The organism is Allomuricauda sp. CAU 1633 (genome assembly GCF_017313225.1).
Taxonomy (GTDB): Bacteria; Bacteroidota; Bacteroidia; order Flavobacteriales; family Flavobacteriaceae; genus Flagellimonas.
The window spans coordinates 53707-75600 of the sequence record NZ_JAFLNE010000001.1; the positions used below are offsets into that span (position 1 = coordinate 53707).

Below are 21894 nucleotides of genomic sequence, written 5' to 3' on the forward strand. Positions count from 1 at the left end.
CTGAATCCTTTCGGAATACTGACCTTATTATCTCGTATATAAACTACATAATTGAACATAACATAAACTAACTAAAAAAACGAAAATCATGTCAAAAGCCTTAAAATACATAGGTAATTTTCTAGCCGTTGTTGCAATCGTTTTTGCCTTAAGTTGCGAAGAAGACGATTCCACTCCTGTAGTAACTGTGGCTAGCGTTACATCAGATAATTTTTATCCTGGTGATCAAGTAACTATGGAAGGGGACAATTTTGATGCCGTTCTATTTGTATTCTTGGAAAACAATCAAATCCCTTTTCAATTGGATGGAGAGACATTAACGTTTACGTTGCCTTCAAATGCAGCTATTGGTGACAGAAAAGTTACTTTGGTAATGCCTGATGGGTACATAGTTGAACGCAATATTGAAGTGGTTGCAAGACCATTTCCAATTATTACAGCACTATCAACCAATGCCGCGCCTGAAGGAGGAGAAGTAACCATTGCAGGAACCTCTTTGGATAATCTTCAGTCAGTAACCGTTGGGGAGATTGAAGCAAGTGTTGTTTCCTCAACAGCTACTGAGTTGACAATTACAGTTCCAGCAGGTCTTGAGGAAAATTTAGATGCCGTCATTAAAGTTGTTACCTCTGGTGGAGAAGCTACAGCACCTGGAAAATTTTATGTTGGTGAAAATTTACTTCTCAATGGTGGTTTTGAACTTGGTGATGGTGATGACTTTACCAACTGGTCCAAATTTAATGGTGGTGATGGAATGACTGCTACCACCGCTGCCGGTGAAGCTTATTATGGTAGAGCCTTACGGGCCGTGGGTGCCGGAGGAGATGCCTGGAGAACACAGTTGGCAAGTGACCCTGCCGCAACGCAAGTTGATGTGGAATACACCCTGTCCATGTGGATTAAAGCACAACCAGGAACGCCTGGAGATGGGGGAAATATTAGATTTTCAACCAATCCCGATGCGCTTTATAGCGGTAATTACGATATCACTACAGAGTGGCAGCAAATTGAGTGGGTATTTACCGCCAATACTAACCCAGCAAGAGCGGTATTAGACCTTGGTGTTATTGCTGATGCTGTATATTATGTCGATAATGTAACCTTGGTCGCCACAGGTCTTTCAGGACCACAGCCTACGGAAATTTTGCTCAACGGAGGGTTTGAGGAAGGAGATGGAGATGACTTTACCAACTGGAGTAAATTCAATGGTGCCGATTTACTGACCGCTACCACGGAGGCCGATGAAGTCCGGAACGGTGAAAGAGCACTTAGGGCCGTAGGATTTGGCGGGGATGCTTGGCGAACCCAATTGGTCAGTGATGCTGTTGCTACCGAAGATGGTGTGGAATACACAGCAAGCCTATGGATTAAAGCTGCGGTAGGCCCAGGTAATGGCGGTGTTATACGAATGTCAACAACAGGTAACGGGGATGCCCAATACCAAGGTAATGTAACCGTAACAACAGAATGGCAAAAAGTTGAATGGATATTCACTGCGAATAGCACACAGACAGGTATTGTCTTGGATTTGGGTGCCACCTTGGATGCCGTTTATTTTATTGACGATGTGAGTCTTTTGGCCCCGCCGGAAGATGAATAGTGCCAAACTTAATATTGAATTTTAGATTGCAACCAATGGTGCTTGTCTATAAAAACTAATTTATATCAAAGGCTGTCAAATGACAGCCTTTCTTTTTTATTTTAGTAATTCATATGATTTCCAAAATGGGATGGGTATATAAAATTTGGGTCTTCATATTCTTTTTTTCCCTATTGATTGGGTGTACTGATTCTGGGGTCAAAAAGAAGAAAACTTCCAATGCCACAACTTTATTTTCATTGGTTGAAAACGCACACACAGGAATCAATTTTATAAATACGGTCAAGCAGGATATCAATTTCAACTACATTGAATATCTATATGCATTCAATGGAGCAGGAGTTGCGATCGGCGATATAAATAATGATGGCCTGGAGGACATCTATTTCACTTCAAACCAAAATTCCAATAAATTATATTTAAATCAAGGTGATTTCAAATTTGTTGATGCCACTACCAAAGCCGGCCTTGAAGATACTGAAGGATGGTCCACAGGAGTGTCCATGGTAGATATAAACAATGACGGCTGGTTGGATATTTACGTATCCAAATCAGCATCTTTCAACGATGATGAACTGCGAAAAAACAAACTCTTCATCAACCAAAAAGATGGAACGTTTAAAAATGAAGCCAAAAAATGGGGACTGGACCAGAACGGTTTTTCCATTCAATCCTACTTTTTTGATTATGATAAAGATGGAGACCTGGATATGTATTTGGTAAACCATCGCCCAGATTTTAGCCAAAGCAACAAAATCGAGTACAAAGCTGAAAGAGAATATTTCAGGGAAACCTCGGACCATTTGTTTCGAAATGATGGAAATACATTCACAGATGTTACCCTTCAGGCGAAAATCATGAATAAAGAATGGGGATTAAGCGCCTCAATAGGTGATTTTAACAATGATGGTTGGCTCGATGTCTATGTTGCCAATGATTTTATAAATCCAGATTATTTATATATAAATAATAAGGACGGTACGTTTTCGAACCAAATAAATATGAGATTTAAGCATATTCCCTATAACGGAATGGGATCGGATTATGCAGATATCAACAATGACTTTTTACCAGATTTGGTCGTGTTGGATATGCTCGCTGAAGATCACAGACGTGGCAAGGAAAATATGGCCTCCATGAACACACAGGGTTTTTGGAAAATGGTAGAATCCGGCTATCATTACTCGTACATGGCCAATACGCTTCAATTGAACAATGGTAACGGCTCTTTTAGTGATATTGGCCAATTGGCAGGGATTTCCAAAACAGACTGGAGCTGGGCGCCATTGATCGCTGATTTCGACAACGATGGACATAAAGATATTTTTGTTTCCAACGGTATTGAACGGGAATTGGGCAACCAAGATTACAAAAAGGAATCCGCTCGACAGCAAAAGGAGAAGGGTGCTATGACGGTACAAGAAATGATGAACATTATGCCTTCCGAAAAAATTGCCAATTATATCTACAAAAACAATGGGGATTTCACTTTTGAAAAAATGACCGAAGCTTGGGGATTGAGTAAAAAAGTAAACTCGAACGGGGTTGCCTATGCCGATTTGGACAACGATGGCGATTTGGATTTGGTCATGAACAACATGTCCGATGAAGCAACCGTGTACAGGAACAATTCAACCAATAATTACATTAACATTAAGCTTATTGGTGATGAAAAAAATGTAAAGGCCATCGGCGCTAAAGTCAAGGTATATTCCAAAGAAAAATCACAATACCAAGAATTGTTTCCATCCAGAGGATATCAATCATCCATGGGATATCAGCTGAATTTTGGCCTGGGCAATGAAGAGATCATTGACCGGATTGAAGTCACCTGGGGCGATAATTCGATATTGGCCATGGACAATGTTGAAGTGAATCAGACCCTTGTTTTCGACAAAAAAGACTTTAAGTTTGATGGTGTAACGCCATTTGAAGTTTCCCAAAATTTTGTGCGGAATGATGCTAGCCGTTTAGGAATAACCTACCATCATCAAGAAAATAACTTCAATGACTTTGATTTACAGACCTTGTTGCCCCAAAAGCAGTCGCAAAGAGGCCCTGCGCTGTCAGTTGCAGACGTCAACGGAGATGGATTGGATGATTTTTATGTAGGTGGTGCATTGAATCAAGCTGGGGAAATGTACCTACAAACCCAAGACGGGAAATTCAATAAGGCCAGTGAATCCTTATTTTCAAGGGAAAGCAAATACGAGGACATTACTTCACTCTTCTTTGATGCCGATGCCGATGGAGACCTAGATCTATATGTGGGCAGTGGCAGTTATGAAGTAGGAGAGAACAATCCGTTGCTTCAAGACAGGCTTTATCTAAACGATGGAAAAGGGGATTTTTCAAAATCCAACAAACTCCCTAAGATGTTCGGGGTCACTAAAGCGGTTGCAGCCCATGATGTTGATGGGGATGGCGACTTGGATTTGGTGGTTGGCGGACAGGTAATTCCGGGAAAATATCCCCTCTCATCCAAAACCTATTTGCTTACCAATGAAAATGGCCGCTATATCGATTCAACGGAAGAAATCGCTCCAGAATTAATGGACATCGGAATTGTAAACGATTTGCTCTTTACGGATTATGATGGAGACGGCGACAAAGACCTAGCTGTAGTTGGGGAATGGTTTCCAATTACTTTTTTTAACAACCAAAACGGAAAATTCACCAAAACTTCCATTGCTGCATTAAACCATACGGAAGGGTGGTGGAACACCATTACCGAAGTCGATTTGGACAAGGATGGTAACATGGATTATCTGGTCGGCAACTTGGGTGATAACAACAAGTTCCACCCCACAAAAGAAAAGCCGCTCCATGTCTATTCCACCAATTTTGATGAAGATGGCAAATATGATATGATATTGAGCAAGGTTTACCAAGGCAACCTAGTACCTGTTCGAGGTAAGGAATGTTCCACGGAGCAAAACCCTTTTGTGAGCGAAAAAATTCAGACGTATAAGGAGTTTGCCAATTCCACTTTGATTGATATTTACGGTGAGGAAGAGCTAAACTCAGCCTACCACAAACAAGTCCATGAGTTTGGTAGTGTTTATCTAAAAAACAAAGGCGATGGCTCGTTTGAAGTGCAAAAGCTTCCTACAACAGCTCAATTTGGGCCAACTATGGCCTTTCAGGTAATGGATATTAACCAAGATGGGCATTTGGATATTTTGGGCGTTGGAAACATCTACGAAGCTGAAGTGGAAACCATTCGTTATGACGCCAACACAGGTTATATCCTTTTGGGAGATTCCAAGGGAAATCTGACCCCACATACCGATATTAGCTTTTTCACCCAAGGTAATGTAAAGGACATGAAAAAGATAGCCATTGGTGGCGAAGCGTGTTATTTGATTGCCAACAACGATGAAGAATTGACCATTTTTAAAGTGAAAAAAGGCTAGTGATGCTGGTGGTTGGCCATACTTTTCTTGAATGAAAATTTCGGAAGACTCAATTTTTGAATTTCCCCTCCCTCTTCAATTTGAATCGTTTGGTTGACCTCCACGTTATTGAAAATAGAAACTGGCTTTGTATGATGCGGCCATTTGATCTCCAATTGTTTGATAACCTCGGCTTGCCCCAAACCAATTTCAGCCATTAAGCTGTTTCCGCCAAAACTCGCTCCGGTATCCACCGAATTATAAATGTTTCGTTCCTTACCATCTTCTTCAATGGTGATGATGATTTTTGCCCCAATCGCAGACCGATTGCTTTGCTTCCCTTTCAACACAATATTGATCCAATTATTTTCATTGCCCATCGGGTTTTCAAAAAGCAGATTGCGGAATACATCGCCTTCCACTGCCCCGCCCATTACGGCATAAATATCCTGGTCCCCATCCATATCCATATCCCCAAAACCAATGGCATGTCCTTTTTGAATGTGTCCAAAACCACCACTGTAGGTAACATCTTCAAAATTTTTCCCGTTTACATTTCGGTACATTTTGTTGGGCACTATAGAAAAGAAATCTGGATCTCCAGTGGCCAGGTAAAAATCCAAAAAGCCATCATTATCCAAGTCCCCGAAATTACAGCCCATAGTAGCAACGGGTTCGGTCAGGTTGGTTTTTAAGGAGACTTCCGTAAAGGTGTTATCACCATTATTTTGATATAATAGTGGTCGATATTCGGATGTATTGGTCTTGAGATTTCTTAGGAGCATTTCGGATGGCAACACCTCGGAAGAAGAGTAGCCGGAAACAAAAATATCCTCAAAACCATCATTGTTGTAATCGAAAAACCATGTTGGGAAACTCAATTCTGGTTCTGCAACGCCAGCACTTTCATCGGCAATTTTAAAAGACGGTTTTCCGGTTTCTTTTGTGGTGTTAATGTACAAGGTGTTCGGACCGTCGTAGTCGGACAGGTATAAATCGGGGTATAAATCATTGTTGATATCACCACTGGCAACCCCTTTAAAATATCCCGGCACAGTAATCCCCGCTTCTTTGGCGATATTCTGGAAGGTGCCGTCCCCATTGTTCAAAAACAGTTCACAAAAGCTTTGTTTGGCTTCGGACCATTCGTTGGCAATGAATAAATCGAGCCATCCATCCAGATTAACATCGGTCCAAACGGCCGTTTGCGTTGGATGCAAGGAATACAAGCCCGCAGCCTTGGTCACATCGGTAAAGGTTCCATCCCCATTATTGCGCATCAAGGAGTTGGGAATACTTCCGTAGACAGACAACCAAGCACCTCTTAAAATCATAAAATCCATATGGCCATCATTGTCATAATCGGCATGTCTTAAATTAAGGCCACCAGTAACGCCTTTCAGTCCAGCATCATTGGTTTTGTTCGAAAAGCCCCCCACTCCATCATTTTCAAAATACTTGATTTGATCATTGAACCCCCATGAGGATGCAATAATATCCAAATAGCCATCGCCATTAAAATCATCTACACAAGTTCCCCCAGACAATTGGTTAACATCCACCCCCAAGTCCATGGCAATATCACTAAAGTGAGTGATAGATCCGGAGTTGGAAAAGTGGGATTCTGGAATTCTAAACTCCCTCGGCACTTTTTCCGGATATTGGCCCAAAGTCATATTAGCTATATTCAACAAATATTGACACTCCAAATCATTTGGATTGATGGCAAGCAATTCGATTAGTAATACTATGGATTGCTCCGCCCCTTCGCGCATAACATGTTGTGCTTTTGGGCTTATGGGAATGATACAAGATTCATTGGTGTGGTTGGCAATACAATTGTCCTGTTCGGCTTTTCGCATATAGGCAATGGCCAATTGCTTTTTGAGGTAATAGACCAACTCTGTCTTTGACTTTACATTATTCCCTTCCACAACTTGTAGAACACGGTTTAAATTGGCTATGGCCTCTTCCGTCTTCCCAGCATTCAACAGTTCCAATCCATAAGTAAACATCAAATTGAGTTGTTCACTTCCCCTGGTTGATTGGATTCTCTTCTCCAAAATAGAAACTTTTTGACTGTTGAATATGTAGGGTACGCTTTCTATATTGATGGCTGCAATTCTTTGTTGGATGTCCTGAATCATCTCCAGAGTGGAACTGTCCTTTTTTACAGATATCGTACTCGTTTCACCTACCTTGGAAGCATCGTTGGTTTTATTCGAATTTATACAACCAACCAACAATACAGACCATAAAACCAGTATTTTAAAAATTCTATTTTTAATAAGAGAATGCATTTCCAAAGAGTATTGTAATCCTATAAGATTACTGAATTTAAATTGATTGTCAAAAAAATGATGCAACCGATTGCATTAGTGGAATATTATGTATCTTTAAGACATTCAACTTATTAAGGGATTTTTACCCTTTGATAGGACTAGTTGTAATTTCGGTGAAGACCGCTTAGCTAATGGCAGGCGGTTTTCTTACTTAAAGAACTTTTAACTTTTATTCATTATTTTGAGAAAGCAGCACATAATTTATACCCAATTCCTAAACATGATCCATAGAACAAACCATTATTTCATTATAATAGCCCTTTTATTAGTTGCGGCCTGCAATTCAGTCCCCGATACAATCCAAAACCCTAGGGAACATATTTCAATCAACCAAGATTGGAAATTTTTTAAATATGAATCCTTTACAGATGCTGATGATTTATATTATGACGTCCGTCCAGAAGTAATAAATGTTAACGACGCAAAAGCCGCCGATACGCCTGCAACGGAAGCAGAAAAATTAAAAGCATCAGAAAAAGCATTGAAACCTTATATTTTGCCAACTGCAAATGCTTTTATAAAGGACAGCTCTAGACACTACATAAGACCCGAGGGAAATCCTGGGATAGATTTTCCATTTGTGCAAAGCGCTTTTAATGACAATGCGTGGGAAGAAGTTACAATCCCCCACGATTGGGCCATAAAAGGGCCTTTTCAAGAAGGTGATAATGCTGAAGTCACTGGTGGAATGGGACGCTTGCCGAGTAATGGAGTTGCTTGGTATCGAAAGAAAATTGATATTACCAAGGCCGATAAAAACAAGGCTATTTTTTTAGATGTAGATGGAATCATGTCATATGCCATGGTTTGGTTAAATGGCAATTTAGTCGGTGGTTGGCCCTACGGATATAATTCATGGCGGCTGGATTTAACGCCTCACCTTAATTTTGAAGGTGATAACCAATTGGCCATTCGTGTAGATAATCCTAACCATTCTGCACGTTGGTACCCAGGAGCTGGCATTTATCGCAATATTTGGTTGACCAAGACCCATAAAGTTCATATCGCACAATGGGGAACAACGGTTTCAACCCACAATGTTTCAGAAAATTCCGCGACAGTGGATTTTTCCGTTTGCGTGGATAATGATTCTGAAATAAGTGCCGAAATTGATGTGGTTACCGAAATTTTTTCTTTGGAAGATAGTCTATCGGTGGTTGCACTGCTACCAAAAAAGACTTTGACGATAGCTTCGGGAAAATCAAAAAAAATATCTGGCAGGGCAACCGTTAAAAACCCCAAACTATGGGGCCCACCTCCAACACAAACACCAAACTTATATAAAGCCATTACGACAATTTCAAAAAATGGAAAAGTCATCGATTCGTACGATACCTCTTTTGGAATTCGCTCGTTGGAGTTCGACCCAAATCAAGGCATTTTGGTAAATGGCGAATTGGTTAAAATACAAGGTGTTAATGAACATCACGATTTGGGTGCTTTGGGCTCGGCCTTTAATGTTCGTGCTGCAGAACGCAAATTGGAAATCTTAAAAGAAATGGGGTGTAATGCCATTCGAATGGCACATAATCCCCCAGCACCAGAGTTGTTGGATTTATGTGATACAATGGGCTTTTTGGTCATTGATGAAGTGTTCGATTCCTGGGAACGTAAAAAAACACCACACGATTTTCATTTAATTTTTCCAGATTGGTATGAAGCCGATACGCGGGCCATGGTACGTCGCGATAAAAATCATCCATCCATAATCATGTGGAGTTATGGCAATGAAGTTGGCGAGCAATATACTGACGAAGAGGGCGCTGATATAGGTAGGAAATTAGTTGAAATAGTCAAAGATGAGGACCCCACGCGTTTAACGACAAGCGCCATGAATTGGGCAAAATCCGATATGCCATTTCCAACGGTTATGGATGTGATCAGTTTCAATTATCAAGGTGAAGGTATTCGACAAGACCCAGTTTTCGACAAGGTTACAAATCGAATAAAGACCAAGCCACAATATGAGCCTTTCCATGAAAAATTTCCCAATAAGGTGATTCTGAGTAGCGAAACAGCTTCTGCAGCCAGCAGTCGAGGAATTTATTTGTTTCCCGTAACGGATAAAATAAGTGCCCCAATGTTAAACGGAAATGGCAAAGACGACAGTATTTCGCAAGTAAGTGCGTATGAGTTGTATGCCGTGGATTTTGGATCTTCGGCAGATAAGGTTTTTGCCTCGCTCGACAAACATCCTTATTCGGCCGGAGAGTTTGTTTGGACCGGATTTGATTATTTGGGCGAACCTACCCCCTATTATAATTGTAGAAGCTCCTATAATGGCATTATTGATTTGGCAGGTTTTCCCAAAGACAGGTATTACCTGTACCAAGCCCGTTGGCGGCCCGATTTACCCATGGTGCATATTTTCCCCCACTGGAACTGGCCTGACCGAGTTGGGAAGGTCACTCCTGTACATGTGTTCACTTCTGGGGATGAGGTGGAATTGTTTCTTAATGGTACATCACTTGGAAAAAAGAAAAAAGGAGAATTTGAATATCGGTTACGATGGGATGATGTGATATATCAACCAGGGGAACTAAAGGCAGTTTCCTATAAAAATGGAAAAGTTTGGGCTGAGGAAATTGTAAAAACTACCGGTGTTCCAGCACGTCTAGAGGTAGAAGTAGATAGAAATACCATTAATTCCAATGACTTGGATTTGGCTTACATAACTGTTAAGGTGCTGGATAAAGATGGCAATTTTGTGGCCAATGCTGAAAATGAAATTGAATTTACCATTGATGGTCCAGGAGCATTAATTGCGACCGACAATGGGAACCCATGTGATATGACCGAGTTTCCTTCACCCAAAAGAAATGCCTTTAGCGGACTGGCCTTGGGAATTGTAAAATCAAAAGATGGTCAACCCGGCACAATCAAAGTAACAGCCACTGCAGATGGATTGGAGTTGGCAACGGTTGAAATTGAAAGCAACTAAATTTAGTTCACTCTATCGGGATGTTTTTTGATAGTTAAGAAGCGTATTGGCCCACGGGATAAAATATTTCATGTTGGGCCAATCGGTATGGCCCCCATCATGTTGGCGCCATGCCAGCTCTCCATCCAACATATCGGTATTGTACGGGGGCATTTCCTCTTTCAAATAATCGTTTGAAACGCCAAGGTCCTTGGCTCCCAACAATTTAAAAACCTCACCGGCCGCTATGGTGGCCATATAGCTCCCTTTTTGGTCCAACCAATGGGCATCTCCTTGTTCGGGAATACCATAACTGATAAATGTGGGTCGTGGTGCGCAGAGTGCAATCAACTCATGGGAATCCACGGGAAGATCACACCCTGTTTTGCTACCAAAACTTGCCTTGGCTGCACCATATTTTAAATAATTACCTGCCATCCAATGACTCTCACCTACCCCGGTAAGGTTTTCCACAGCCTCTCCAAAAATCCTTCGGTGCAATGTGGCGCCACCTTTCCCTGAAGAACCTATCAACCCTATTGCAAAACGCTTTTCGAAGGCCAGGGTTACCAAGGCCGCCTTACCATAACGGGAAACCCCTTCGATTCCCACTTTGGTGGCATCAACCAATGGATCGGTCTCTAAATAATCCAAGGTACGAGCCGCACCCCAGGCCCAAGCTCTCAAGGAACCCCAATCATCGGGTTTACGGGGTTGACCTTTGTTTACCAGACCAATGATTCCGTGTGTCAACCCAGCCGAATTATCGGCCTGTATGCTTGCTGGCTCCAGAGTGACATAACCCCAGCCAGCATTCAACAATTGTTCAGTTGAGGGCAGATCGCCCTCTGGCAGGGGTTCCCAAAAATTTGGTCCGGGCAATCTTGTGATGGGGCTATAAGCAGGGTATTTGTCAAAAATGGCCTTTAGTTTGGGGTCATGCTTAATCATCAATTCTTTAAAGGATGTATTAAGGGATTCCATATCTTCTTGCGATGGTTGTGCCGGGGCTGGGAAAGAGGGTCGCCCGAACATAATCAATACGGGCACCGGACCTTCCACATTGGCAGGAACTACCAACATGGCATTGATGTCCACATTTATAGCAGGGTAAGAACTGTTATCCACATGCCCCACCAATTGTTTTACAACAACAGGTGTCCTACGGACAAATTCCTTGTCTTCTACTTTCACGGTCCAAGTAACATCAGGAATATTTTCTGGCAATCGTCCATATACCTCCCGTTCAAAATCCTCAACGATTTCTGGGCGACGCTCATCCCACCAATCTTTGGCGTTCTTTACTTTTTTCCCTTTATTGGTGACCAAAACTTCCGGTAATTCCGGGCAGGGATTGGCAATAGATTCATCATAATTGGCTGAGTTGGGCGAAGTAGGGTCTCCACTTGCCCCAGGTCGCATTTCTGTGATTCCCAATTGCGCCATCATATTTTCATGATTTGCTTTTCCGTGTTGGTAAATGCTATCCCGTTCTTCCTGAGTTAGAAAAAATTGGGCGTTTCCACAGTAACTGGTTAACGCAAAAATCAATGCGAGGTAATAGGCTGTTCTCATGCTACTTTGTTTTTGTCTTGGATTGATATGCTTTTACATTTTTTGCCACATCAATAAGCGGTGCGGTCCAAACTTCGGTATCGTGTTGTTTTAAATATTCCAGCAATTCTTTGTGGGCTTCCAAGGAAACATTCATGGAGTGTTCCCCTCCCACACCATGAAAAAGAAAAATCAGCAGAGAATTGGTTTCCACTGCTTTCTTCACCATGTCAATCATCTCTTCGCCCGATGCATCCACAATGGCATAGCTATCCATGCTATAAAGGTCAACTTGGTCGATCGTATGCATTTCCGAACGCACGGCCCGGGCCGCCACCAAATCATCTTTTAGTTCATCAATGAAAAAATCATCTCCATTTACGGTAAAATCGCCACAGGTATAGGCAAAGGTTCTTTCCTTTTTACCATCCAAAGCTTCCAATAGGATGTTGTTGATTTTGATTTCATCCACCATTCGTTGAACTGTGTACGTGGCCATATCATAATCTGGTTTCACCCAGGGCCTACTCTCCTTCCCAATACAGGGATGAAAAATGGTGTGGTTGGCCAATTCGTGGCCATTCCATGTAATCCGTTTCCAATCATTCAATCGATTGCGAAACGCTTCCGAAAAAGTGGACACATAAAAGGTTCCCTTTAAATTCAAGGAATCCAACAAAGGAATCACATTGTCTAAATGCACATTCAAGGCATCATCATAGGTAAGAATGACCGCCGCTTTTTTGCCTTGCCATGGCAATTGGTTCAATTCGTCATTATCAAAATTTTGAAATGGCGATGCGGGTAATCCTTCCTTATTGTATAGATTAGCCCCCATCGGATTATCGGCCCAAGCATAACGAACATATGCCGGACGAGGTACCTCATCGCTTTTCACCACAACCGTGTTGCCTACAATTTGGACATCGGCCCATACAAATTCTTGGTCTTGTCCTGCTATTTCAAATCGATGTAACGGTTCTCCGTCAATGGAAACCAATCCGCTTCCTACGGAATCAAAATGAAGCACAATCTTATCTCCTTGGATTTCTGAAGACTTGAAAATGGGTCCTGAATGCACCACATCTTCATCATAGGCTAATTTTAAGGCGCCCAAGGCCAATCGTTTTCCAACTCCTTCTTTGTTCAATGGATGAATATCATTCCATTCCCCTAAATCGATGATGACGGCCATGGCCGTATTGGGAACAGAAAGCGTCTTGAACTGCGAAAATCGGAGTTCGGCCCAATTACTCTCTGTGGGGAGATAATCCACATCCTGAAAGTTCGCTAATTGCACCCATAGAAAAGGGGCATTGGGTTTATTGAATTTTTCTCGCCAATCTTCAATTAAGGCTGGAAGATAATCGGCATAGGCTTTTGGTCGACCTGTATTGGATTCACCTTGGTACCACAACATTCCTTTTACGGACATATTTGTCAATGGGGCTATCATGGCATTGTAGAGTGCCGTAGGCTGGTTTTGTGCCCAAAATTGGTTGTAACCGCTACCTCTTCTTCCACCTCGAAAAGGTTTAAAGACTTCTCCCACTTTGTATTGCCATTCTCCTTTTAAGTCAACACTGATACCCTTTGCGGTGAGTTCGTAATTTTTGTCAGGGACAAATCCCCCTTTTCCTCCTGAATTCGTTACCCGAACCACAACAAGATTCTTGCCTTTCTTCAGCACACCTTCGGGAATGGTATATCTTCTGGGTGGATATTGATAGGTGATGTTCCCTATTTTGGTGCCGTTTACATAGACTTCATCGGCATCCACAATTCGTCCCATAAAAAGCTTGGCTTCCACTCCCACTAATTCATCAGGGATTTCCAATTCCCTGCGAAACCATACCACGCCATTCAAGTCTCTTAAACCTTGGTCTTCCCAATATCCTGGAATGTAGTAGTTGTTCCAACCTTTAGGTTGGTATTCATTTTCGTACCATTTGATGGGACCTGTTAGGCCTTCATCCTTAATTTCTGGCTGAACATCAGGAGCAGGAGGTCTTGTGGTAAATTGACTTGAATAGTTTTCATCCTTATTTCTTTGGATGGTTTCCAAATCACTCGGAAACTCCTTAAATCCATCTTCACTGATCCAAGACTCAATCGGCGTACCTCCCACACTTGAATTGATGATGCCGATCGGAACTCCGTATTTTTTATAAAGGTCTTTGGCGAAGAAAAAGGTCACTGCTCCCATTGGTATGATGTCTCCAGCCACGGCTGGTTTCCATTCTCCAGCAGGTAAATCTTTTTCAGGCCCAGCTACGTTTGATAAGGTTGGGATAAAGAAATTCCGAATTTCAGGATAGTTGGCGTTGGCCACTTCATCAGGGTATTTTTCCTTGACCCTTTCCATGGGTGTCACCATGTTGGACTGCCCTGCACCGAGCCAAACATCCCCAAAAAGAACATCATTCACGGAAACCTGGTTCTTGCCTTTAAATTTTATGGTGTAGGGTCCACCGGCTTTTTGTGGGTTCAGTAGTATAGACCAGTTGCCATTTTGATCAGCTGTGGTTTTGTACTTTTTCCCTTTAAGGGTCATCTCCACTTTTTCATTGGCTGATGCCCATCCCCAAATCTTGATTTCTTCATTTCGCTGTAACACCACACCGTCACTGATCAGCCTAGGTAGCTTAATCTGGGCATTGCTTAAAATTGCGAACAGGAGACCAACTAGTAGTGATACTCTTTTTATTGATTTCATTTCGTGTTCTTTTATCAAACAAAAAACCATGATGAAACTATTTAATAGGCTCCATCATGGTTTCATATTATGCATCGTTGTTTTTTTATTCTGGATTTTCTCCATTAAGGCCTGCAACCAAACCTCTATGAGAGATTTTTGTGTTAAAATCAACATTATACAACAAGGGCCAATCCGATCCGCCATCATACAACCAACTGTCCTGATCCCTAAAACCCCACAAAGTCAAACCAAATTGCTGTGCTGATGGCACAATAGTGGTGTAATAATATCCTGCTCTTTGATATTGGAATTCTTGGGCCATGGCTCTTTCTTCAGTGAACTCTGTGATGTCATCTCCATAATTCACTTTTACATCCAATTCCGATATGTGCACCAACAGACCCGTATCTGATATTGCTTGGATGGAAATCGGTAAATCCGATGAAGGCCAATCATGGTTTAGGTGCATCTGCATACCAATACCATCAATGGGAATGGAATTTGTGATAAAATTATTTGCCATACCAATGATAGCATTTCTTTTGTCTACCTGTCCGGCGATGTTGTAATCGTTATAGAAAAGTTTCACATCAGGGTCGGCCTCCCTGGCCCATTGAAAAGCCTTCTCATGGAAATCGTTTCCTATGCGTTGGGTGAAAAGAGAATTTCTTACGGATGATCCATCAAAATACTCGTTGACCACGTCCCAAGAAGTAACTATTGGGTTTCCACTATCATCTTCTGCTTCAGCAAAATGGGCTACGGTGGCTTTTACATAGGCTTCCACTTGGGCTTCAAACTCCTCATCGGTGCCGGAAAAACTATTCAACCAATTGGGGATTGACGAATGCCATATCAGCGCATGTCCATGTACCCTCATCCCATTTTCCATGGCGTAGGCCACAATGGCATCACCATCACTAAAATCGTAAGTGTCCGGACCCGTGAACATGTTGGCCATCTTCATGTCATTTTCCGCAGTAATGCTATTGTATTCAGCATTCAGAATCTGCTTGAAGCTTGTATTATTGGCTGATGTGGATGCCAATTTACTGGCGGAAACGATATTCCCGATAGGAAAGCTGGCAATATTTTTTAAATCTTCTGTAGCATCGTAAACGAATGGATCTACAACAGGTACTTCATCATCTGTGGTTGAACCCTCATCATCCGTAGTGCCGGGATCAATATCATCTGAAGGACCGCCAACTTGGGGGCCGGTGTCATCACTTCCAGAACTGCATCCCATGACTGCCCCTAACATCACTATCATTAAAACCTTTACTATCTTCATTCTTTCTTTGTTTGGTTTTTACTTTTATGGGTTACTGTTTTTGCTGTAATTTATAGGAGATTCCCAGCTCCAGACCCCTGATTTCAGCCAATCCCTTTAGCCTGCCAATCAAGGAATATCCTGGGTACTTTTCTACTTTCTCAAAGGAGTGCAAAAAGCCATGGTCTGGCCGCATGGGAAGTGTTTTTTTATTTTTTTGCATCAACACCAAAAGTTTCTCCACAATGGTTTCCATAGGATTATCTCCATTAAGGTGCTCCGATTCCCGGAATCGTTTACCTTCTTCCCGCTTTACATTTCTAAGATGCAAAAAATGGATGCGGTCTCCATGCTGTTCAATGATTCGAACAAGATCGTTGTTTGGATTTGCTCCCAACGAACCTGTGCAATAACAAAGTCCATTAGCATTGATGGGCACACCGGCCAGAATTTCCTTGATGTCATTTTCAGTGGATACCACCCTGGGCAATCCCAATACTGAAAATGGTGGGTCATCTGGGTGAATGGCCAATTGAACTCCAAATTTTTCAGCTACTGGAGCTACTTCCGATAAAAATTGAATGAGGTTCTTTCTGAGGTCATCATCACTGATTCCTTTGTAGTCCTCCAACAGTTCCAGTACTTTTTCCTTGGTGAAACTTTCATCACTGCCCGGAAGACCCAACAGTACATTTTTGTACAATTTTTGTTGAGCGGCTTCATCCAAGGTATTTCCATAGGCGATGGCCTCATTCAACTTTTCCTGACTGTAATCTTGTTCTGCTCCGGGACGTTGTAATAGAAACGCATCAAAAAAGATAAAGGCACGTTCGTCGAACAAAAGGGCCTTGGTTCCATCAATATTCTCATAAGCCTGGTCTGTCCGTACCCAGTCCAAAATGGGCATAAAATTGTACGCCACCACTGTTAGACCACATTCAGCAATATTCTCTAAACTCTTTTTATAGTTGGCGATGTATTCTTGGTAATTGCCTCCTCTTCGTTTGATATCCTCATGTACGGGTAGACTTTCAATTACTGTCCACTCCATTCCTTCATCACGAATCATCTGCTGTCTTTCTTTGATGTCCTTGACTTGCCAAACATCCCCAACGGGAATTTGGTGAAGGGCCGTAACAATTCCCGATACGCCACACTGTCGAATATCGGCCAATGTAATGCCATCATGTGGTCCATACCAGCGCATGGTTTGTTGCATTTTAATCATATCGTTGACATTTAGGCTTAAAATCCAATACTGTTTCCTCCATCTACCGGCAATACGGTCCCAGTGACAAATTTGGCCTCATCCAAAGCAAAAAAGTACGCGGCATCACCGATATCTTCTGGCAATCCCATTTTACCCATTGGAGTCCGGGAAAAGACCTTGTTTTTGCGTTCTGGGTCAGAATCCAAGGCTTTGGCGGTCATTTTGGTCTTGATGAAACCTGGCGCAATACAATTAATTCGAATACCATATTGAGCCAATTCCACTGCCATGGCACGTGTCATACCTTCAATGGCCGTTTTACTGGACGAATAGGCTATAACCCTTGGCAAACCGTATTGGGCGGCCATTGAACTAATATTGATGATGCTTCCTCCCCCAGTTTCTTTCATTTTTTTAACCACCTCCCTGCTAATGGCAAAGACGCTGAACAAGTTGGTATGGATAACCTGCTCAAACTCTGCATCGGTGACTTCGGTAAAATCCTTTTTCATATTTATTCCAGCATTATTGACCAGGATATCTATATGCCCCTCTTTTTTAAAAATATCTTCAACCATTCTGGGAATCTCTTTAAGATGGGTCAAATCAAAAATTACGGGGACTGCATTTTCCCCAATTTGTTCACAAGCTTCTTCCGTTCGATCTTTTGTCCTGCCTATGATGTAGGTTTTAATTCCATTGTCGCAAAACTTTTTTGCGGTGGCAAAACCCAATCCCGAATTCCCTCCGGTTACTATGGCTACTTTTTTATCCATTAATTTGTTTATAAGGTTAGTCCCATCTGGGCCGAATACCCGGCGCATAAGGAAATTTCAACGATTTATAATATTCCAATGTGTGTTCTGGGGCTTCCATTTCTTTTGGAAAATCCATTTTTGAAAAGGTTTGAAAGTAGAGCATGCAAGCATCCTTCCACCATATGGCCTCTTTGAGTTGTATGTTGAGCAGCATGGAAACTTGATGATGTCTAAATTCATCCACGTAGGGTTCCATAGCCTTCCAGATCTTGATCATATCACGAACTTGATCTACTCCTTCTTGATATTTTAACCCCATACCCTCCCAAAGGGTCCTTCCATTTTTTAAGGTGTAATCCCATGGTAAATGATGGAACCACAATAAGTATTCTTCTGGACAGGTTTCCAAATTTGTGAACATTTCTTCCACTTCTGGAGCGTATTGTGACAGAGCATTACTTCCTGTTTTTGTTCTGTCAAAACCAATCCCCTCGGTATCGGCTTTGTGATAATATACTGGATTCCATTCGGGTCTGGAAAGGTTGCCCACCCAGGGTCCCGGACCGTAATGGTGTCCTGTATCAAAAATATGGTGCAATCCAAGCGGATTCATATAATTAACCACAGCTTCCCTAGATTCGATCATCATCTTTTTTACGGGTTCCACAAATTTATCATCATTGCTGAAGGTGAGCCTGAGCCACTCATCAGCAATATCCTCAGCAGATAAATAGGGGTCCCAAGCCAATCTACCAAATCCGTACCAATCTGCCTGACCAAAAGGATGGCCTGTCCAATTGATATCGGTACCCACATTGGATACCCCAGCCATTCCTGAAAGTTTTTTATTGTCCAGTGAGCCATCAATCACTTTGGCCACTGTTGCCCCTTTTCCCTTCCGATAGGTATCTGACTTCAACGTTTCTTCAAAAAGTTTGGGCAAGAATGCCAAATGAGTGGCAAACCCCAGATACTCTTTGGTAATTTGAAACTCCATCATTAAAGGAGTATTGGGCATCGCCCCAAACATAGGATGAAAAGGTTCCCTGGGCTGAAAGTCAATAGCCCCATTTTTTACTTGAAGTATAACGTTATCTTTAAATTTTCCATCTTCAGGGAGAAATTCTGAATAGGCTTGTTTTGCCCTGTCCGTTGGGTCGTGCTCCGAATAGACAAAAGCGCGCCACATAACCACCCCATCATAGGGTTCCAAAGCATCGGCCAAAAGATTGGCGCCATCCAAATGGCTCCTGCCATAGTTTTGTGGCCCTGGCTGCCCTTCGGAATTGGCCTTGACCAAAAATCCGCCAAAATCAGGAATCATGGTATAAATTTCCTTGGTTTTGTCCTTCCACCATTGGATTACACCAGCATCCAACGGATCAGCGGTTTCCAATCCTCCAATTTCAATAGGTGCGGAGAAACGTGCAGTTAAATACACCTTAATGCCGTATGGCCTAAAAACCTCGGCCAAGGCTTTTACCTTTTCCAGATAGTGTGGCGTTAAAATAAGTGCATTGGCATTCACATTGGTAACTACAGTTCCATTAATCCCCACTGAGGCATTTGCCCGGGCATAATCTATATAACGTTGGTCAATGTAATTGGGCAAGGTGTGCCAATTCCAAATGGAAAAACCCGCATAACCGCGCTCCACGCTCCTGTCCAAATTGTCCCAGTGGTTTAACACCCTGATGTTCACTTTGGGCATTTCCATAATATCAATGTTCGCTAGGGAGCTATGGGTTTGTAGAAGTCTTAGAAAGTGAAAGGTGCCATAAAGCAGCCCAACATCTTCTTTTGAGGAAACCACAACATGGGATTTACCATTGAGCTGTGCCGTTTTAATGATATATCCTTCTTCGGTAAGCCCCTCCGCTGTAACAATAGTCTTAAAATCTTGCGGCAGGTCCTTGTATTTTGAAACAATCAGTGTGTTTCCTAATCCATTATATTTTTGAAAAACCACTTCTGTATCCAACAATCCACCAAGTCCCATCTGCAATTCTTTTTTAATGGCTAAATGGGTATCACTTTCCCCTTCCAGATAAACTGTCTGAAGACTGGAGCGGTATTGGTTCAGTAAAGCATCATCCGTAACCTTTTGGTAATTTAACCAAAGTTCGTATCCGTTTGACATTGAAAAGGACGTGGCCGAAACCAAAAGAAAAATCCCAAAAAAACACCTTACTTTTAACATCATGGCCTGTCTTATAATTTAGGAATTGGCAAAAAAAAAATCGATTAATTGTAAAATCAATCAATTGCATCGAGTAAAATAAGCAAAAAATTTATAGATTAACAAAATGTTTAACGCAATCGATTGCAAAAATCAATATTTTTACGGAATTTGAAACTCTTTTATCAAAAATAGAGTAATCAAAATCAAATCATGAAGTTTTTCAAATTAGTATTTGGGGCACTCTTTACTTTTTCGGTAGCACGCAAAGAAACATTAGGTGATGCACCAGTTGAGTCCGCATCAACAAAAGAAGCAACTTCCGTCCATGATTTTTCATTTTACAATACCGTTATCATTCAACGCTTAAATATACTCCTTCACGAATGGTGGAACAAGATACTGCTACAGTTTTTCTCTAAGCCATTGGCCAGGGAATCACAAAAAAGAACATTGGAACCATTATCCATAAATAACATATAAAAAGAGAAAACATAGCATGAAGAAATTTATCCATGAGGATTTTTTGTTGAAAACCGATTATGCCAAAATGCTTTATCATGACTATGCAAAGAACCAGCCCATTATAGATTATCATTGTCATTTGCCTGCCAATGAGCTTGCCGAGGACAAATCGTTTGAAAACATTACCAAGCTTTGGATAGAGGGTGACCATTACAAATGGAGAGCTATGCGGGCCTTGGGTATAGCCGAACAGTTTATTACCGGAAAGGCCACAGATGAAGAAAAGTTCCAAAAATGGGCAGAAACTGTACCATATACGCTAAGAAATCCTTTGTACCATTGGACCCATTTAGAGTTAAGTCGTTATTTTGGGATCGATGAACTCCTGACCTCGGAAAATGCAGGAAAAATATATGAGCAGTGCAATTTAGAATTGAATAAGCCCTCTTTCTCATCACGCAGTTTGGTAAGTAGAATGAATGTTAAAGTGGTGTGCACCACGGACGACCCATTGGATGAACTTTCCCATCACATAAAACTGTCTGAATCAGATTACCCTGTACAAGTACTTCCCACATTTAGACCAGATGGGTTGATCGATATTGAAAAGGTTGATTTTACAGATTATTTGTCCGCACTTTCAAAAATGACCGGTATTTCCATTACCAATTTTGAGTCTTTGGGCGAAGCCATACAAAAGAGAGTTGATTATTTTCATGAAAATGGCTGTAGACTTTCTGATCATGGACTTCCCCATGCGTATGGCTTTACGTATACAGAAAAGGAAGTCAACCAAATCCTTTCCAAAAGGCTCGGTGAAAAATCGATTTCCCCACAAGAAATTAGGCAGTACAAATCTGCCATTCTTCATCTATTGGGACAATTATACGCTGAAAAAAACTGGGTGATGCAACTCCATTTAGGTCCCATTCGAGATACCAATAAGGCTATCTTAACCAAAATTGGCATTAATGCCGGCGTTGATAGTATTGGTGATTATGCACACGCGGAACATTTGGCCAGTTTTTTAAATGGATTGAACAATAGTGGTAGTTTACCCAAGACCATACTCTATAACTCCAATCCTTCAGATAACGAAGTGTTTGCCACCATGGCCGGGAACTTTACGGGGGAGGCTATAAAAAGTAAGGTTCAATTTGGAGCCGCTTGGTGGTTTCTGGATCAAAAAGATGGAATAAAAGATCAGCTGGATGTCACCTCCAATATGGGATTATTAAGCTGTTCGGTAGGAATGCTTACTGATAGCAGAAGCTTCCTATCTTTTCCAAGACACGAATACTACCGAAGGGTCCTCTGTAACATGTTTGGCAATGACATCAAAGCTGGACTACTACCAAACGACATGAAATGGATCGGAAAAATTGTAGAGGACATTACCTACAACAATGCCAAAGAATTTTTTCAGTTCCCAAGTTTCGTGGAAAATCTTGCCTTGAAAAAATAGGGCGAAAATGATTTTTGGAATCATCTATTTGAGCT

12 protein-coding genes are annotated in these 21894 nt (G+C 41.7%); 5 read left to right on the top strand and 7 right to left on the bottom strand.

The genetic code is table 11. From position 1 onward, the window contains the following. Positions 1 to 88 precede the first annotated feature (88 nt). Positions 89 to 1600 (top strand): carbohydrate binding domain-containing protein, encoded by a 1512-nt coding sequence (locus J0X14_RS00240; protein ID WP_207095761.1) that lies wholly within the window; start codon positions 89 to 91, stop codon positions 1598 to 1600. 113 nt (positions 1601 to 1713) lie between these two features. Continuing rightward, positions 1714 to 5016: a VCBS repeat-containing protein gene (locus J0X14_RS00245; RefSeq protein ID WP_207095762.1), complete on the top strand. Its 3303-nt coding sequence runs from the start codon at positions 1714 to 1716 to the stop codon at positions 5014 to 5016. On the opposite strand, the gene J0X14_RS00250 is transcribed toward J0X14_RS00245, so the two are convergent. Beyond that, on the bottom strand, positions 5013 to 7295 hold the full coding sequence (locus J0X14_RS00250; RefSeq protein ID WP_207095763.1) for a CRTAC1 family protein: 2283 nt from the start codon (positions 7293 to 7295) through the stop codon (positions 5013 to 5015). The genes J0X14_RS00245 and J0X14_RS00250 overlap by 4 nt on opposite strands. 262 nt (positions 7296 to 7557) lie before the next feature. On the opposite strand from J0X14_RS00250, the gene galB reads away from it, so the two are divergent. Then, positions 7558 to 10278, top strand: coding sequence for a beta-galactosidase GalB (gene galB / locus J0X14_RS00255; RefSeq protein ID WP_207095764.1), 2721 nt, complete (start codon positions 7558 to 7560; stop codon positions 10276 to 10278). A gap of 12 nt (positions 10279 to 10290) precedes the next feature. Here the strand turns inward: galB and J0X14_RS00260 are convergent, their stop codons facing one another. From J0X14_RS00260 to J0X14_RS00285, 6 genes are all read right to left on the bottom strand, one after another. Further along, complete coding sequence (locus tag J0X14_RS00260; protein WP_207095765.1) at positions 10291 to 11832, bottom strand: acetylxylan esterase; 1542 nt, start codon at positions 11830 to 11832, stop codon at positions 10291 to 10293. 1 nt (position 11833) lies between these two features. Then, the gene (locus J0X14_RS00265) at positions 11834 to 14527 is read right to left on the bottom strand and encodes a sialate O-acetylesterase (RefSeq protein ID WP_242527872.1); all 2694 of its coding nucleotides are present in this window, start codon (positions 14525 to 14527) and stop codon (positions 11834 to 11836) included. Positions 14528 to 14612: 85 nt separating this feature from the next. After that, positions 14613 to 15803 carry an endo-1,4-beta-xylanase gene (locus J0X14_RS00270; RefSeq protein ID WP_207095766.1) on the bottom strand — a complete coding sequence of 397 codons (1191 nt, stop codon included), beginning with the start codon at positions 15801 to 15803 and terminating at the stop codon, positions 14613 to 14615. Positions 15804 to 15834: 31 nt separating this feature from the next. After that, the gene (gene uxuA / locus J0X14_RS00275; RefSeq protein WP_207096629.1) at positions 15835 to 17001 is read right to left on the bottom strand and encodes a mannonate dehydratase; all 1167 of its coding nucleotides are present in this window, start codon (positions 16999 to 17001) and stop codon (positions 15835 to 15837) included. 26 nt (positions 17002 to 17027) lie between these two features. After that, on the bottom strand, positions 17028 to 17768 hold the full coding sequence (locus J0X14_RS00280) for an SDR family NAD(P)-dependent oxidoreductase (protein WP_207095767.1): 741 nt from the start codon (positions 17766 to 17768) through the stop codon (positions 17028 to 17030). A gap of 16 nt (positions 17769 to 17784) precedes the next feature. Continuing rightward, on the bottom strand, positions 17785 to 19890 hold the full coding sequence (locus J0X14_RS00285; RefSeq protein WP_242527873.1) for an alpha-glucuronidase family glycosyl hydrolase: 2106 nt from the start codon (positions 19888 to 19890) through the stop codon (positions 17785 to 17787). A gap of 252 nt (positions 19891 to 20142) precedes the next feature. Between J0X14_RS00285 and J0X14_RS00290 the strand changes: the two genes are divergently transcribed. Beyond that, a complete protein-coding gene (locus J0X14_RS00290; protein WP_207095768.1) occupies positions 20143 to 20412 on the top strand; it encodes a hypothetical protein in 270 nt (89 codons plus the stop codon). Positions 20413 to 20428: 16 nt separating this feature from the next. Further along, positions 20429 to 21859 (top strand): glucuronate isomerase, encoded by a 1431-nt coding sequence (gene uxaC, locus J0X14_RS00295; protein WP_207095769.1) that lies wholly within the window; start codon positions 20429 to 20431, stop codon positions 21857 to 21859. The last annotated feature ends 35 nt before the right edge of the window (positions 21860 to 21894 follow it).

Coding starts and splice junctions, on each gene's coding strand:
- uxuA (WP_207096629.1), bottom strand. CDS start 17,001: ATGCAACAAACCATGCGCTGGTATGGACCACATGATGGCATTACATTG.
- uxaC (WP_207095769.1), top strand. CDS start 20,429: ATGAAGAAATTTATCCATGAGGATTTTTTGTTGAAAACCGATTATGCC.
- J0X14_RS00240 (WP_207095761.1), top strand. CDS start 89: ATGTCAAAAGCCTTAAAATACATAGGTAATTTTCTAGCCGTTGTTGCA.
- J0X14_RS00250 (WP_207095763.1), bottom strand. CDS start 7,295: ATGCATTCTCTTATTAAAAATAGAATTTTTAAAATACTGGTTTTATGG.
- J0X14_RS00245 (WP_207095762.1), top strand. CDS start 1,714: ATGATTTCCAAAATGGGATGGGTATATAAAATTTGGGTCTTCATATTC.
- J0X14_RS00265 (WP_242527872.1), bottom strand. CDS start 14,527: ATGAAATCAATAAAAAGAGTATCACTACTAGTTGGTCTCCTGTTCGCA.
- J0X14_RS00285 (WP_242527873.1), bottom strand. CDS start 19,890: ATGTCAAACGGATACGAACTTTGGTTAAATTACCAAAAGGTTACGGAT.
- J0X14_RS00260 (WP_207095765.1), bottom strand. CDS start 11,832: ATGAGAACAGCCTATTACCTCGCATTGATTTTTGCGTTAACCAGTTAC.
- J0X14_RS00290 (WP_207095768.1), top strand. CDS start 20,143: ATGAAGTTTTTCAAATTAGTATTTGGGGCACTCTTTACTTTTTCGGTA.
- galB (WP_207095764.1), top strand. CDS start 7,558: ATGATCCATAGAACAAACCATTATTTCATTATAATAGCCCTTTTATTA.
- J0X14_RS00280 (WP_207095767.1), bottom strand. CDS start 17,768: ATGGATAAAAAAGTAGCCATAGTAACCGGAGGGAATTCGGGATTGGGT.
- J0X14_RS00270 (WP_207095766.1), bottom strand. CDS start 15,803: ATGAAGATAGTAAAGGTTTTAATGATAGTGATGTTAGGGGCAGTCATG.